Below are 14558 nucleotides of genomic sequence, written 5' to 3'. Positions count from 1 at the left end.
ATCAGTTCCCAAACATCAGTGCAGTCAGCACAAAATCTAAACCGAGTACCGCCAGAGAGGCGTGTACCACAGTGCGAGTGGTTGCCCGGCTAATCCCTTCTGAAGTGGGGATAGCATCATAGCCGTTAAACAGGGCTATCCAGGTGACAGTAAAGGCGAACACTGCACTTTTGATCACGCAGTTGACCACGTCAGCCCGAACATCAACGGCATTTTGCATTGCCGACCAGAAGAATCCGCTGTCGATCCCTTTCCAGCTCACGCCAACGATGGCGCCTCCCATAATGCCCACCGCTACAAAGATCAGCGTCAGCAACGGCATGCTGATGAAACCAGCCCAGAAACGGGGTGAAATAATTCGTCGCAGAGGATCAACCGCCATCATCTCCATACTGGAGAGCTGTTCGGTAGCTTTCATTAACCCTATTTCCGCAGTCAGCGCCGAACCAGCCCGACCGGCAAACAGCAGCGCTGTCACCACCGGGCCGAGTTCGCGCAGCAGCGAAAGCGCCACCAGCATGCCAAGGCTGCTGTCAGCGCCATAGGTGTTCAATACCAGATAGCCCTGCAAGCCCAGCACCATGCCGATGAACAAACCCGATACCACAATAATCAGCAGCGAAAGCACGCCAATACTGTAGAGCTGTTTTACCACCAGCGGCGCATGTTTTCGAAAGCGTGGAATGCCTACCAGCGCGTGAAAGAGCATTAATCCTGCGCGGCCAAAGGAAGCGCAGGTATTGATTCCCTGCCGTCCCAGTGCACGTAATAACATCTGTTAGTTAACTCCCTGACCGGTTAAGTCTTGCAGATAATCCCCTGCAGGAAAACGAAACGGTACCGGACCATCGGCGATACCATCGATAAACTGACGCACGCGTGCGTCTTCATTTTCATGCAGCGCCTTAGCCGTGCCCTGGGCGATAACTTTCTGCCCGGCAATGATATAGGCGTAGTCGGCAATGCTCAGCACTTCCGGCACGTCGTGCGAAACAACGATACAGGTCATGCCCAGGGAGTGGTTTAGCTCATCAATGAGTTTAACCAGCACGCCCATAGTGATGGGGTCCTGTCCGACAAACGGCTCATCGAACATAATCAGGTCTGGCTCCAGCGCAATAGCGCGCGCCAGGGCGGCGCGGCGAGCCATGCCTCCAGAGAGTTCGGAAGGTTTCAGCTGCGCGGCTCCGCGTAACCCGACGGCTTCCAGCTTCATCATAACCGTACTGCGCAGCAGTTGCGGGGGAAGTTGCGTATGTTCACGCAGCGGCCAGGCGACGTTATCAAAGACGCTGAGGTCGGTAAACAGCGCGCCAGACTGAAACAGCATGCTCATCTTTTTTCGCGCTTCATATAAGCGCGAACGAGAGAGGCTGGGAATATTTTCACCGTTGAACCAGATTTCACCACTATCCGGGCGTAACTGCCCGCCAATCAGGCGTAACAGGGTAGTTTTACCGATGCCTGATGGCCCCATAATGGCCGTCACTTTCCCTTTTGGAACCGTCAGCGAGATGTTATCGAATACCGGCCGATCGCCACGCGCAAAGCTCACGCCGCGAACATCAACCAAATTCGTTTCCGTCTGGCTCATAGTTATCTCTCCACGATTTCAGGCGTATATTTAGTTCTGATGGTAACGTAAAACCTATCAGGCACGACACTTTTACAGAAACTTACCTCGCAGACGTGGCTAAAGTTGGCATAAGTTTTACTTTTTGCTTTCAGACCGTCAAAATCAGCACATTATCTTAACGCCCTTGCTTTACACGTCGCGCAAGGCGAGCCGACGATTATACCCGATCAAAGGACATTTCATGCTCGTTGCAATAGCACTATTAGTTATCGGTTTAGTTTTGCTGGTCTATGGTGCAGATCGTCTGGTATTCAGCGCCGCCATTTTGAGTCGGGCGTTGGGCATTCCCCCTTTGATTATTGGCATGACGGTGGTGGGTATTGGCACCTCGTTACCCGAGCTGATTGTTTCTTTCTCTGCGGCGATGCATGGACAGATGGATATCGCCGTGGGTACCGCTATGGGGTCGAATATCACCAATATTCTGCTCATTCTTGGCGGGGCCGCGCTGCTTCACCCGCTGACTGTCCACTCCAATCTGGTCAGACGTGAACTGCCGTTGATGCTGCTGGTCACGCTGTTGTGCGGCGTTATGCTGTTTGATAATAATCTCAGTCGCTATGACGGTATTGCGTTGATCGCTATCGCCATCGCTTACTTATTGTTTATTATTAAAATTGCGCGGAAAGCCGAGCGCGAAAACAATGATTCACTGACGCGCGAGCAGCTGGCTGAACTGCCACAGGATGACAGCGGCAACACGGTAGCGTTTCTGTGGCTGGCGGTTGCCTTAATTATTCTGCCGATGTCGACACGGATGGTGATTGATAATGCCACGGTGATTGCAGACTTCTTTGGCATCAGCGAACTGGTTATCGGTCTGACGCTGATTTCAGTGGGCACCAGCCTGCCTGAACTCGCCACGGTTATAGCGGGAGCGCTGAAAGGTGAAGATGACATCGCCATCGGCAATCTGATTGGCTCTAACATCTACAATATTGCCATTGTGCTGGGCGTTCCGGCACTGATTCATCCGGGCGATATCGATATACACGCTTTTGCCCGTGATTACTGGGTCATGCTTGGCGTCAGCGCGCTCTTTGCCCTGATCTGCTTACAACGCAGCCGCTGTATAGGCCGCGTGGCTGGCGCACTACTGCTTTCTGGTTTTGTAGCCTGGGTTGCCCTGCTCTACTGGCTGCCCTCCGCTACCCTCTGGTAAAAAGGAATGGAAAATATGGCACCTGGCAATCTTGAGCCTGGGTTTGACTTTCAGCAGGCTGGAAAAGAGGTTCTGACCATTGAGCGTCAGGGACTTGAGCAGCTCGACCAATACATCAACGACGATTTCACTCAGGCTTGCGAACGCATTTACAGCTGCCTGGGGAAAGTCGTGGTGATGGGAATGGGCAAATCGGGTCATATCGGCAAAAAGATGGCGGCTACCTTTGCCAGTACCGGCACTCCAGCGTTCTTTGTCCACCCTGCCGAAGCCAGCCACGGCGACCTGGGAATGGTCAGCGCAGGCGATATCGTGATTGCCATCTCCAATTCCGGCGAGTCCTCAGAAATTCTGGCCCTGATCCCGGTACTCAAACGGTTGCGCGTGTCGTTAATCTGCATGACCAGCAAGCCCGAAAGCGCAATGGGCCGTGCCGCTGATATCCATCTCTGTGTTAAAGTACCGCTGGAAGCCTGCCCGTTGGGCCTGGCTCCCACCTCCAGCACCACGGCTACGCTGGTGATGGGTGACGCCCTGGCCGTGGCCTTACTGAAAGCGCGAGGCTTCACCGCTGAAGATTTTGCCCTTTCCCATCCGGGCGGCGCACTGGGTCGTAAGTTGCTGCTCACCGTAAATGATATTATGCACACTGGCGACGAGATCCCCCATGTCAGCCGGGATGCCTCGTTGCGCGACGCTCTGCTGGAAATAACCCGTAAAAACATGGGTATGACCGTAATTTGCAATGACCTGATGAAAATTGAAGGCATTTTCACCGACGGTGATTTACGTCGGGTATTTGATATGGGTATCGATATCCAGACGGCCAGCATTGCCAGCGTTATGACTACTGGCGGCATTCGGGTGCGCCCTAACCTGCTGGCTGTGGATGCGCTGAACCTGATGCAAAGCCGCAACATTACGGCGGTAATGGTGGCGGATGGCGACCTGCTGCTGGGCGTTGTGCATATGCATGACATGCTGCGCGCTGGCGTGGTTTAACAAGGAACAAGAGAGAAATGAGTACTGTTACAGGCTGGGTTAAAACCTGCTATGGCGACGTAAGCCAGGAAGTCATGAGCCGCGCGCGCAACGTCAGGCTGCTGATCTGTGATGTTGACGGCGTGATGTCCGATGGCGTGATTTATCAGGGCAATAATGGCGAAGAGCTGAAGGCGTTCAACGTTCGCGATGGTTATGGTATCCGCTGCCTGCTGACCTCTGATGTGGATGTCGCTATTATCACTGGCCGTAAAGCAAAACTGCTGGAAGATCGCTGTGCAACACTCGGGATTACGCATCTTTACCAGGGACAAACCGATAAGCTTTTGGCCTTCCGTGAACTTCTGGATACACTAGCACTTCGCCCCGAACAGGTGGCTTATATTGGCGATGACCTGATTGACTGGCCGGTAATGGCAGAATCGGGTCTTAGCGTCGCCGTGGCTGATGCCCATCCGGTTCTGCTACCTCGCGCAAACTACGTCACTCGCATTGCGGGTGGACGCGGAGCCGTTCGTGAGATTTGCGATCTGATTTTGATGGCACAGGACAAGTTTGATGAAGCCAAAGGGCAGTCTGTATGAGTAAAACCAGACGTTGGATTACCTTGTTACTGGCGCTGGTGGCCATCGTGCTGATCGGCTGGAATCTGGCGGGACCGGACGATAACGGGTCGCAGGTCGCCAGCAACGATCAGGAACCCACCTATACCAGCCAGACATCTGATACGGTGGTTTATAACCCGCAGGGCGCCCTGAGTTACAAGCTCGTCTCCGATAAAGTTACCTATTTTTCCGCAGAGGCCGTCAGCTGGTTCGATAACCCGGTGATGACGACCTACGATGAAAATAAGATCCCGACCTGGTCCGTGCGCGCCGACAAAGCCAAACTGACCAACGATCGTATGCTCTATCTCTATGGTCACGTTGAGGTCAACAGCCTGACGCAAGACGCTCAACTTGAGCGGATTAAGACCGATAATGCCGTAGTAAACCTCGTGACGCAGGATGTCACATCGGAAGATCAGGTGACGCTTTATGGCCGTAGCTTTAACTCTACGGGGATGAAGATGCGTGGAAATTTACGGAAGAAAACTGCCGAGTTGATTGAAAAGGTCAAAACCTCTTATGAAATCCAAAATGAAAAATAATCTTAAGTTTCTGACGCTCGGCCTGCTGCTGGCTGCCAGCCTCCCCGCCCTGGCGCTGACTGGAGATTCCGAAAAGCCAGTAAACGTTGACTCAGAAAATCAGGCTCTGGATATGCAGGGCAACGTAGCGACCTTTACGGGTAACGTTATTGTCACCCAGGGTTCGATCAAAATCACCGCGGATAAAGTAGTTGTCACGCGTCCTGGTGGCGACAGCAATAAAACCATCGTGGATGCCTATGGCAACCCGGCCACCTTCTATCAGTTGCAGGATGATGGTAAACCGGTGAAAGGCCATGCGCAGAAAATGCATTATGAACTGGCAAAAGATTTCGTCGAACTGACGGGTAACGCTTATCTGGAGCAGCTCGACAGCAACGTGAAGGGTGACCGGATCACCTATCTGGTCAAAGAGCAGAAGATGCAGGCTTACGGCAGCAGCGGTAAGCGCGTAACGACGGTACTGGTTCCTTCTCAGCTGCAGGATAAAGGCACCCAGTCCTCCGGACAAAAAAAGAGTAACTAATCAGCTATGGCTACTTTAATTGCGGAAAACCTGGCGAAGGCTTACAAAGGCCGACGCGTGGTCGAAGATGTCAGTCTGCAGGTCAAATCCGGCGAGATTGTTGGCCTGCTTGGCCCTAACGGTGCGGGTAAAACCACCACCTTCTATATGGTGGTAGGAATTGTCCCGCGTGATGCGGGCCGCATCATTATTGATGACGAAGATATCAGTATTCTGCCGCTGCACGCTCGTGCACGCCGTGGGATTGGTTATTTGCCCCAGGAAGCGTCGATTTTTCGCCGCCTGAGCGTCTACGACAACTTAATGGCCGTGCTGCAGATCCGTGAAGATCTGACGACTGAGCAGCGTGAAGACCGTGCCAACGAGTTAATGAATGAGTTCCACATTGAGCATCTGCGCAATAGTCTGGGGCAGGCGTTGTCAGGGGGAGAGCGTCGTCGTGTCGAGATTGCTCGCGCACTTGCGGCCAACCCGAAATTCATTCTGCTTGATGAGCCTTTTGCAGGCGTCGACCCCATCTCTGTTATCGATATTAAAAAAATCATCGAGCACCTGCGCGACAGCGGGCTGGGCGTGTTGATAACCGACCACAACGTGCGTGAAACACTGGCGGTTTGTGAGCGGGCCTACATCGTCAGCCAGGGGCATTTGATCGCACACGGCTCGCCAGGAGAGATTCTGGAGGATGAACAAGTTAAGCGAGTCTATTTGGGCGAAGAGTTCAGACTCTGATAAGGTATTAAAACCCGGTAAGATTTTCGAGGAATCAGTATCCTGAATATGAAGCAAGGTTTGCAACTCAGGCTTAGCCAACAGCTTGCCATGACGCCACAACTGCAACAGGCCATCCGTCTGTTGCAGCTCTCTACGCTTGAACTACAGCAGGAAATTCAGCTGGCGCTGGAAAGTAACCCGTTGCTTGAACAAACCGACATTCATGAGGAAGTGGACGCGCGCGAGTATCAGGAGAAAGAGGCGCTGGATACCCGGGAGGCGCTGGAACAAAAGGATATGCCTGAAGAGCTTCCTTTGGATGCGACCTGGGATGAGATCTACACCGCCGGCACGCCTTCAGGCACCGGCACTGATTACCATGATGATGAGCTTCCGCTCTATCAGGGCGAAACCACACAAACGCTACAGGATTACCTGATGTGGCAGGTTGGGCTGACGCCCTTTACCGAAACCGATCGGGCGATAGCTACCTCGATTGTTGATGCCGTAGACGAGACAGGTTATCTCACCGCCTCTCTGGAAGAGATCCTGGACAGCATCGGTAACGATGAGCTGAGCATGGACGAAGTGGAGGCGGTGTTAAAACGCGTTCAGCGCTTTGATCCGGTAGGCGTTTGCGCCCGCGATCTGCGTGACTGTCTGTTGGTACAGCTGTCACAGTTCGCTCCGGACGCGCCAAGCCTGAAAGAGGCACGGCTGATTGTCAGCGAACACCTGGATCTGCTGGCAAATCATGACTTCCGCAGCCTGATGCGCGTCACGCGGCTGAAAGAAGATGTGTTAAAAATGGCGATGCAGGTTATCCAGACGCTGGACCCGCGCCCTGGTCAGTCGATCAATACTACCGAGCCGGAATACGTCATCCCGGACGTGCTGGTACGCAAAATGGGTCATCGCTGGATGGTTGAACTCAATTCAGAGAGCGTGCCGAGACTAAAGATTAATCAGCAATATGCCGCTCTTAGCGGTACTACCCGCAATGACAGCGACAGCCAGTTTATTCGCAGTAATCTGCAGGAAGCCAAATGGCTGATTAAAAGTCTGGAAAGTCGAAACGATACGCTGCTGAAAGTCACACGTTGTATCGTCGATCAGCAGCAGGCCTTTTTCGAACAGGGTGAAGAATTTATGCGCCCGATGGTGCTGGCCGACATTGCCAGCGCGGTAGAGATGCATGAGTCCACTATTTCCCGCGTGACCACGCAGAAGTATCTGCACAGCCCACGCGGTATTTTTGAACTGAAGTATTTTTTCTCCAGTCACGTCAATACCGAGGGAGGAGGCGAAGCGTCCTCCACGGCAATCCGGGCATTGGTGAAAAAATTAATCTCGGCGGAGAATCCCGCCAAACCTCTGAGTGACAGTAAACTCACCACACTGCTTTCCGATCAGGGGATCATGGTGGCGCGCCGTACCGTCGCAAAGTACCGAGAGTCTTTATCCATCCCGCCCTCAAACCAGCGTAAACAGCTGGTCTGAACGAACAGATAAGGAAGAGCATATGCAACTCAATATCACTGGCCATAATGTGGAAATCACTGAACCTTTACGGGATTTCGTCACCACTAAATTTGCCAAGCTGGAGCAATATTTTGACCATATTAACCAGGTCTACATTGTTCTGAAGGTCGAAAAAGTCACGCAGATAGCGGATGCTACGCTGCATGTGAATGGCGGTGAGTTGCATGCCACTTCGGAAGAAAAAGATATGTACGCGGCGATCGACGGCCTGCTGGATAAGCTGACGCGCCAACTCAATAAACACAAAGACAAGCTGAAGCAGCACTAAATTTCACTCAAACATTGATTATTTCTTCGTCACCCTTATCTAAGGATTAGTGGTGACGTATGATAGCCGGCTCGCTTCCTTTCAGGTGCGGGCCGTTAATCAATCGGCCGTGCCTTGGCTCCATCCACCCTTATGGGGTGGCAAAGAGGCTAAGTCATTTTGCCAGGCAGAAGTGAACACGTAAGTGAAACTATGATGAACAATGAATTAACACTGGAACTGAGCTCGGTCCTGAGCGTCTCCTGCACCCGCAGCGGCGTACATTGCCAGAGTAAGAAGCGGGCGCTGGAGATCATCAGCGAGCTGGCGGCTAAGCAGCTGAACCTTCCGCACCAGACCATCTTTGAAGCGATTCTGACTCGTGAACGCATGGGAAGTACCGGCATTGGGAATGGCATTGCGATTCCGCACGGCAAGCTGGTTGAAGATACCTTGCGTGCGGTGGGCGTTTTTATACGCCTGGATCAGCCTATTGCTTTTGATGCTATTGATAATCAACCAGTGGATCTGCTTTTTGCTTTACTGGTGCCAGCCGATCAGTGCAAAACCCATCTGCACACGCTTTCGCTGGTGGCGAAACGACTGGCGGATAAAACCATCTGCCGTCGCTTACGTGCGGCACAGACGGATGAAGAACTTTACGAAATCATGGCGGAAAGCCCTGAAGAGAGCCACTGATGCCACCAGGCTGGCTGATACCGGCTCATCATGGCAGCCTCTGGCCGACACGGGTGCCGGGTGAAAAGCCTGCGAACAGGCAAAATCGGGAGAAAGAGTCATGGTGCTGATGATTGTCAGCGGTCGATCGGGATCGGGTAAGTCTGTCGCCTTAAGAGCGCTGGAGGACATGGGTTTTTACTGCGTGGATAACTTACCCGTAGTTTTACTCCCTGAGCTGGCGAACTCTCTGGCAGACAGAAATATCTCTGCGGCGGTCAGCATCGACGTGCGCAACATGCCTGAGTCCCCAGAAGTTTTTGAGAAAGCGCTGACCAGCCTGCCGGAGAGTTTTTCACCTCAGCTGCTGTTTCTCGACGCCGATCGCAATACGTTAATCCGCCGTTACAGCGACACGCGCCGCCTGCATCCCCTCTCCAGCAAAAATCTCTCGCTGGAAAGTGCCATTGATGAAGAGAGCGATCTGCTCGAACCCTTACGCTCGCGAGCGGATCTGATTGTTGATACTTCAGAGATGTCAGTACATGAGCTGGCTGAGATGCTGCGCACGCGTTTACTGGGTAAACGAGAGCGTGAGCTGACCATGGTGTTTGAATCCTTTGGCTTTAAGCACGGCATCCCTATTGATGCTGACTATGTTTTTGACGTTCGCTTTCTGCCGAACCCGCACTGGGATCCTAAACTGCGCCCGATGACTGGTTTGGATCGCCCCGTAGCCGCTTTTTTGGATCGTCATACTGAAGTCCATAATTTTATCTACCAGACGCGAAGCTACCTTGAGCTGTGGCTGCCGATGCTGGAAACCAATAATCGCAGCTATCTTACCGTAGCCATCGGTTGTACCGGCGGTAAACACCGTTCTGTTTATATTGCCGAACAGCTGGCTGATTACTTCCGTTCACGTGGAAAAAATGTGCAGTCCCGTCACCGTACGCTGGAAAAACGCAAATGACCGTCAGGCAAACTGTAGAGATCCAAAATAAGCTGGGAATGCATGCGCGCCCGGCAATGAAACTGTTTGAGCTGGTACAAAGTTTTGATGCCGAAGTGCTGCTGAGAAACGAAAGCGGCACCGAAGCGGAAGCCAGCAGCGTTATCGCCTTACTGATGCTGGATTCGGCAAAGGGAGGCCACATTGAAATCGAAGCTTCAGGTCCTCAGGAAGAGCAGGCGCTAAAAGCGGTCATTGAATTATTTAACGCAGGTTTTGACGAAGAGTGATGGCCTGAACAGGCATGATGTGTACTTCATGCCTGTGGCACCCGGCCTACTTCAGCTTATGCTGACGTAAGAAGCCTTCTCCTCCAAGCTGCCGCATCTGACGTAAAATCCACTGCTGCCGCTGACGAACATAACCTGAAGGCGCGCTGGCCCTGAAGCGGATGGGGTTGGGCAACACTGCCGCCAGCAACGCCGCTTCTGACATCGTCAACCGGCTTGCTGGTTTATGAAAGTAACGCTGCGCAGCGGCTTCCACGCCAAAGACGCCTTCACCAAATTCTGCCACGTTGAGATAAACCGTCAGGATACGCCTTTTCGTCCATACCGTTTCAATGCCCACGGTTAATCCTGCTTCCAACCCCTTCCGCACCCAGCTTCTTCCATCCCATAGAAAGAGATTCTTGGCCGTTTGCTGAGAAAGCGTGGAAGCCCCACGGATCCGTCCGCCTCCCTCACGGTCCAGTACGGACTGAATGGCCTGTACATCAAAGCCCCAGTGGTCAGGAAACTTCTGGTCTTCCGAGGCGATAACAGCGAGCGGCATCCAGGGTGAGATAGCATCCATACCCACCCAGTCAGAGTGGGCGACATAACCGAAATCGCCCCTTAGCCACGCGCCTGCCTGCTTTTCAGCCATCACGGCCGAAAAGGGAACCGGGAGAAAAGAGAAAAGAATAATCCCCGCGCCCCATAAACCCACCATGGTAAAAACAGCCCGTAAACCCCAGGATTTGAGACGATGAAACCCCTTTTTTTGAGACGCTTTCATACAATAATATCCATAACTATCTTATCAATTCTTATCAGGGAAGCGGTCTGAACCCACCTGCTTTTTCAACCAGTAACCTCAGCAGATGACCGCTATTAATAGCGGTCAGCCAGTTTAATCCCCGGCTTAATCCTAAATGTTCTATCTGCTTCAACCACTTCCGCACTTAAGGAATCGGTTCCATACACGAAACGAACCTTTTTACCCCATTACGGTAAAGCGGATAATCTGGGGCAAGGATGAAAATGAATGGTTTACATTGCTTATAAATTCCGTGCGCAAGCTTTTGCAAAATTCATCTTAACAGGTAGCAAACCCGGTAAGAATCTTCACCCAACCTTTTAACAGGCCCTTTTAACTGCTGATTTGCCCCGATTGTTAAAGCCGTTTAAAAAGCCTGTATCAATCGATTTTACCTTGTGTGCACCCTTCTCAGGATCGCCTCGCAGCATCAGAGAGACACGAGACCCTGATCTCACAAAAAGAACATGTTATACAATCAGTTAAACTTTACGTATTTATGGCAAATTTTATTAGCATTCCTGCTAGCGCAATTAACATCTTCCTGAGTAAGGCACCCTGTAATATGTCGCAAAACCTGTCATATTTGTGCAAAATATAGACAATCTGGCGTGAAAAATCATTTCCCGCTTGACTGTGTTATCAAATTAATGTTTTCTGTCTGAAATCGCTGCTCAACATCACACATTTTAATGAATCTCGTAACACGTGATGCAGGATTTGCTAAGGTAGTTCCTGAGCGTTTTACCCAATACCGCGCCTGTGCTTTTAAACTCTTCTTCTCAGAATAGCGCAGGTTACCCTTTTCCCTGGTGTTGGCGCAGTATTCGCGCACCCCGGCTTCGGTCGGGGTCATTTTTTTCCAGCGTCCGAAACCCATTCACGTAACACCGCCACATCATTACGCCATTCCTGTTTGAGCTCATCGATCCACTCCTGCACATTGTCCCACCAGGCCGGCAGTTCAGGGCTTTGGATCTGCTTCGCTAACTGCTGCAAATGCACCAGCCCGACCGATCCTGCTGCCCCTTTGATTTTATGCCCCTCTTCCGCAATACCTTTCTGGTCGCGCGCCATCATATTAGAGTCCAGCACTTCAAGGTAGCCGGGCATCATCTGTTCAAACATCTCCAGACTTTGATGAATAAGCTGGGGGCCAACCAGTTCGATATACTGTTCCAGCATTGCCACGTCCAACAGCCCCAGTTTCTTCTCGTCCACTTTTCGCTCCTCGTCATCTTCCTGCTGAAAATCCCAATACTTTTTGATGATGGCTGTCAGGGCGGGCACCGCCAGCGGTTTACTCAGCACATCATCCATTCCGGCATCCAGATACTCTTTTTTATCCTTCAGCACGTTGGCAGTCAGCGCGACCAGCGGCGGCAGATGACAACCGGCATAACGCTGATGAATTTCCCTCGCCACATCCAGGCCTGTCATATCTGGCAGCTGAATATCCAGCAGCACCAGGTCAAACTCTTCCGGGTCAAAGAGTTTAAGGGCTTCCCCACCCGTCATGGCCACTTCTACGCTATTGCCAAGCTTCTCAAGCACCGAACGCGCGACCACTACGTTCAACTCAATATCTTCCACCAGCAGCACGTGGAGCGCAGGAAGCGGAAGATCTTCGGCGGGCTGCGCTTCCTCTGGTGCTTCCTCAATACGCGGCGCATTAACCGTCAGCGTAAAGCAGGAGCCTTTACCTGGTGCGCTATGAACGCTGATATCTCCTCCCATGCTCTGCGCAAGACGACGGGAGACCGCCAGACCAATTCCGGTTCCTGTAGCGGGTTTTCCACCCCGCTGGTCCTTCACCTGGTAATACATAGCGAAAATTTTATCTTGCTCATCCTGGGGTATCCCCATGCCGGAGTCTTCCACTTCAAACCGCAGGCAGCTTTCCCCCTGATAAGCCACACGGACAATAATGCTGCCTTGCTGAGTAAACTTCACCGCATTACCAATAAGGTTCCACAGGATCTGTCGCAGCCTGGTACCGTCGGTCATGATTTGGTGTGGAAGAGGAAGCTCAGGTTCCAGCACAAACTTCAAACCTTTAGGCTGAACCAGCAAGCCGGAGAGGTTTTCCAGATCGGTGATAAAACCGGTGAAGTCGACCGGCTGGATATCGAGCTGGACTTTACGCCGTTCGATTTTGTCCATTTCGATCACGTCGTTGAAAATATTGCCCAGCGTGATGGCTGAGACGTGGATCGTTTTCAGATAATTAAGCTGCTCCTTGTTCAGGGCAGTATCCAGCAGGATGCGGCTTAATCCCACAATGCCATTAAGCGGCGTACGAAGCTCGTGGCTGATTGTGGAGATAAAAGTGGTCTTCTCCCTGCTGGCGTTCTCCAGAGCGTCCTGGTAGCGCTTACGCTCCGTTATATCGCGCCCAAAACCCATCAGCCCGCTGCGTTTACCAATACGGTCGTAATAGGGGACTTTACGGATCTCAAAACAGGCTTTACGCCCATCGGGATACTGCAACCACTGCTCATAGGTGAGCGAGACGTTGTGGCGGAACACTTTGTCATCAGTTTCTAAAACTTTAGAAGCGGCATCATTGTCATAAACGTCTCGTGGCGTCAGGCCAATAAGCTGCTTTTCACTTTTACCCGTAAGCAACTCCATTGCGCGATTGCAGCCGGAAAATTGCTGATCTATGTTGCGATAGAACACCAGGTCGGGAGAGGCATCAAGAAACGAACGCAGGAAGGAGGATTGTTGTTCAAGTTCGATTTGCGCCTCTTCACGCCTCGCCATCTCTTCCTTCAGCTTAGCCATGACCTGCAAACGCGCCTCTTCCGCTTTGATACGGTCGGCTATTTCCTGATTCAGCTGGGTGATGTTTTCCTTCATTTGCTGATTCAGCTCAAGATCGCGGTGGCGCATCTCCTCAAGCTTATCAACCAGTCGGGATAAGCGCTGCCGGGACTCCTCAAGCTGTTCAACCACCACAGAGAGGAAGTAGACTGCCCAGGGTGTGATCAGCAAGCCAAAGAACACCGAGCGGACCATATCAATACTTTCAACATGGCCGCGCAACACCATCGTCACCGCCATCTGGACGATCATCGCCAGAACGACAAGCGCAGAAGCCAGCAGCAAAGAGAAGCGCACAAGCCCTAACTTCACCATTAAATCGACGTAATATTGTGCCAACAGACGAATTTGTTTCATAAAAGGTTCCTTCCAGCCCGATCGTTCAATCATACCGTAAAAGCCTGCGGGACCCACGCAACCGTTCACGCTTTAATCGCACCAGCATGGTGCAGCAGCACTTAGAATTGCCTGCTTAAGCACTCGCCGCTTTGTGAGACCAGCTAACAAGAGGAAATAGGTGGCGCCTGACCACAACTCATTTGCCTGGCACAGACCTCTTATTTCATCCGGACTTTAAATAAACAGAGAAGAATGCGCTACGTCAGGCAGACGCAGAGATTAGCTTCTGCATTTGTCGGGGTAATGTCTGTTCAGGCTGCGTGCTGTCTGGGTTTGCCGTTTAAATCCCGGAAGAAATCAGCCTTTTTATTTCTTTTAATAATGCTGTCATTTTCCTGTGGTAAAAGGGCTGACTCATTCTTCTGAATGCATAATCTGTGAGTCATTTATCTGACCGATTTTCCGGCCTGATAACGCCGGTTCAAGGTGATAGCACGCTTTTACCAGGCCAGACCCGTTTCGTTAACGAATAAAAATTCATGTTTAGCGGAAATTTAATCACCCCTGAGATAATTAATTTTACTAATGACGAGCAGTTGTTTAATTCAAATAGGTGACAAGTTTAAAAACAGTATATTTCAGTAAATCACCCAAGATTGTCAGAACATTCTGCTACCAATATCCCCGGCACCAGCATGGTGCAG

The 14558-nt window shown here is 51.7% G+C and carries 16 protein-coding genes; 11 read left to right on the top strand and 5 right to left on the bottom strand.

Annotated features, from left to right (window positions below; genetic code table 11):
• Nucleotide 1: 1 nt before the first annotated feature.
• Both mlaE and mlaF read right to left on the bottom strand, forming a co-directional pair.
• Nucleotides 2-775 (bottom strand): lipid asymmetry maintenance ABC transporter permease subunit MlaE, encoded by a 774-nt coding sequence (gene mlaE / locus SD961_RS17135; RefSeq protein WP_306210182.1) that lies wholly within the window; start codon nt 773-775, stop codon nt 2-4.
• 3 nt (nt 776-778) lie between these two features.
• Nucleotides 779-1594, bottom strand: coding sequence for a phospholipid ABC transporter ATP-binding protein MlaF (gene mlaF, locus SD961_RS17130; RefSeq protein WP_318791552.1), 816 nt, complete (start codon nt 1592-1594; stop codon nt 779-781).
• Between the two features lie 223 nt (nt 1595-1817).
• On the opposite strand from mlaF, the gene SD961_RS17125 reads away from it, so the two are divergent.
• From SD961_RS17125 to npr, 11 genes are all read left to right on the top strand, one after another.
• On the top strand, nt 1818-2798 hold the full coding sequence (locus tag SD961_RS17125; protein WP_318791551.1) for a calcium/sodium antiporter: 981 nt from the start codon (nt 1818-1820) through the stop codon (nt 2796-2798).
• A 15-nt stretch (nt 2799-2813) separates the two neighbouring features.
• Nucleotides 2814-3800, top strand: coding sequence for an arabinose-5-phosphate isomerase KdsD (gene kdsD, locus SD961_RS17120; RefSeq protein ID WP_318791550.1), 987 nt, complete (start codon nt 2814-2816; stop codon nt 3798-3800).
• A gap of 17 nt (nt 3801-3817) precedes the next feature.
• Nucleotides 3818-4384: a 3-deoxy-manno-octulosonate-8-phosphatase KdsC gene (gene kdsC / locus SD961_RS17115; protein ID WP_318791549.1), complete on the top strand. Its 567-nt coding sequence runs from the start codon at nt 3818-3820 to the stop codon at nt 4382-4384.
• On the top strand, nt 4381-4950 hold the full coding sequence (gene lptC, locus SD961_RS17110) for an LPS export ABC transporter periplasmic protein LptC (RefSeq protein ID WP_318791548.1): 570 nt from the start codon (nt 4381-4383) through the stop codon (nt 4948-4950). The genes kdsC and lptC overlap by 4 nt, the downstream gene beginning before the upstream one ends.
• Nucleotides 4928-5476, top strand: coding sequence for a lipopolysaccharide ABC transporter substrate-binding protein LptA (gene lptA, locus SD961_RS17105; protein WP_306210170.1), 549 nt, complete (start codon nt 4928-4930; stop codon nt 5474-5476). The genes lptC and lptA overlap by 23 nt, the downstream gene beginning before the upstream one ends.
• Before the next feature lie 6 nt (nt 5477-5482).
• Nucleotides 5483-6208: an LPS export ABC transporter ATP-binding protein gene (gene lptB / locus SD961_RS17100; protein WP_318791547.1), complete on the top strand. Its 726-nt coding sequence runs from the start codon at nt 5483-5485 to the stop codon at nt 6206-6208.
• A gap of 48 nt (nt 6209-6256) precedes the next feature.
• On the top strand, nt 6257-7690 hold the full coding sequence (rpoN, locus tag SD961_RS17095; protein ID WP_318791546.1) for an RNA polymerase factor sigma-54: 1434 nt from the start codon (nt 6257-6259) through the stop codon (nt 7688-7690).
• 22 nt (nt 7691-7712) lie between these two features.
• A complete protein-coding gene (gene hpf / locus SD961_RS17090; protein WP_318791545.1) occupies nt 7713-8000 on the top strand; it encodes a ribosome hibernation promoting factor in 288 nt (95 codons plus the stop codon).
• Between the two features lie 195 nt (nt 8001-8195).
• Entirely contained in the window at nt 8196-8678 is a 483-nt protein-coding gene (ptsN, locus tag SD961_RS17085) for a PTS IIA-like nitrogen regulatory protein PtsN (protein ID WP_318791637.1), read from the top strand.
• A gap of 100 nt (nt 8679-8778) precedes the next feature.
• Entirely contained in the window at nt 8779-9630 is an 852-nt protein-coding gene (rapZ, locus tag SD961_RS17080; protein ID WP_318791544.1) for an RNase adapter RapZ, read from the top strand.
• Entirely contained in the window at nt 9627-9899 is a 273-nt protein-coding gene (npr, locus tag SD961_RS17075; protein WP_318791543.1) for a PTS phosphocarrier protein NPr, read from the top strand. Before rapZ ends, npr begins: the two co-directional genes overlap by 4 nt.
• Nucleotides 9900-9945: 46 nt before the next feature.
• On the opposite strand, the gene mtgA is transcribed toward npr, so the two are convergent.
• From mtgA to arcB, 3 genes are all read right to left on the bottom strand, one after another.
• Nucleotides 9946-10602 carry a monofunctional biosynthetic peptidoglycan transglycosylase gene (gene mtgA / locus SD961_RS17070; protein ID WP_412916700.1) on the bottom strand — a complete coding sequence of 219 codons (657 nt, stop codon included), beginning with the start codon at nt 10600-10602 and terminating at the stop codon, nt 9946-9948.
• A gap of 706 nt (nt 10603-11308) precedes the next feature.
• Nucleotides 11309-11545: a hypothetical protein gene (locus SD961_RS17065; protein ID WP_318791541.1), complete on the bottom strand. Its 237-nt coding sequence runs from the start codon at nt 11543-11545 to the stop codon at nt 11309-11311.
• The gene (gene arcB / locus SD961_RS17060) at nt 11542-13872 is read right to left on the bottom strand and encodes an aerobic respiration two-component sensor histidine kinase ArcB (RefSeq protein ID WP_318791539.1); all 2331 of its coding nucleotides are present in this window, start codon (nt 13870-13872) and stop codon (nt 11542-11544) included. The genes SD961_RS17065 and arcB overlap by 4 nt, the downstream gene beginning before the upstream one ends.
• Nucleotides 13873-14558: the final 686 nt, after the last annotated feature.

Origin of the sequence: Erwinia sp. MMLR14_017 (assembly GCF_033657285.1) — a bacterium.
Classification (GTDB): Bacteria; Pseudomonadota; Gammaproteobacteria; order Enterobacterales; family Enterobacteriaceae; genus Erwinia.
Note: the sequence above shows the minus strand (reverse complement) of the source record. Positions and strands in the feature narration are given on the sequence as shown.

Excerpts from the sequence above, each read along its gene's own strand:
- arcB (WP_318791539.1), bottom strand. The coding sequence starts at position 13,872 with ATGAAACAAATTCGTCTGTTGGCACAATATTACGTCGATTTAATGGTG.
- kdsD (WP_318791550.1), top strand. The coding sequence starts at position 2,814 with ATGGCACCTGGCAATCTTGAGCCTGGGTTTGACTTTCAGCAGGCTGGA.
- kdsC (WP_318791549.1), top strand. The coding sequence starts at position 3,818 with ATGAGTACTGTTACAGGCTGGGTTAAAACCTGCTATGGCGACGTAAGC.
- rapZ (WP_318791544.1), top strand. The coding sequence starts at position 8,779 with ATGGTGCTGATGATTGTCAGCGGTCGATCGGGATCGGGTAAGTCTGTC.
- mlaF (WP_318791552.1), bottom strand. The coding sequence starts at position 1,594 with ATGAGCCAGACGGAAACGAATTTGGTTGATGTTCGCGGCGTGAGCTTT.
- SD961_RS17125 (WP_318791551.1), top strand. The coding sequence starts at position 1,818 with ATGCTCGTTGCAATAGCACTATTAGTTATCGGTTTAGTTTTGCTGGTC.
- ptsN (WP_318791637.1), top strand. The coding sequence starts at position 8,196 with ATGAACAATGAATTAACACTGGAACTGAGCTCGGTCCTGAGCGTCTCC.
- mlaE (WP_306210182.1), bottom strand. The coding sequence starts at position 775 with ATGTTATTACGTGCACTGGGACGGCAGGGAATCAATACCTGCGCTTCC.
- lptA (WP_306210170.1), top strand. The coding sequence starts at position 4,928 with ATGAAATCCAAAATGAAAAATAATCTTAAGTTTCTGACGCTCGGCCTG.
- mtgA (WP_412916700.1), bottom strand. The coding sequence starts at position 10,602 with ATGGTGGGTTTATGGGGCGCGGGGATTATTCTTTTCTCTTTTCTCCCG.
- npr (WP_318791543.1), top strand. The coding sequence starts at position 9,627 with ATGACCGTCAGGCAAACTGTAGAGATCCAAAATAAGCTGGGAATGCAT.
- hpf (WP_318791545.1), top strand. The coding sequence starts at position 7,713 with ATGCAACTCAATATCACTGGCCATAATGTGGAAATCACTGAACCTTTA.
- SD961_RS17065 (WP_318791541.1), bottom strand. The coding sequence starts at position 11,545 with ATGACCCCGACCGAAGCCGGGGTGCGCGAATACTGCGCCAACACCAGG.
- rpoN (WP_318791546.1), top strand. The coding sequence starts at position 6,257 with ATGAAGCAAGGTTTGCAACTCAGGCTTAGCCAACAGCTTGCCATGACG.
- lptC (WP_318791548.1), top strand. The coding sequence starts at position 4,381 with ATGAGTAAAACCAGACGTTGGATTACCTTGTTACTGGCGCTGGTGGCC.
- lptB (WP_318791547.1), top strand. The coding sequence starts at position 5,483 with ATGGCTACTTTAATTGCGGAAAACCTGGCGAAGGCTTACAAAGGCCGA.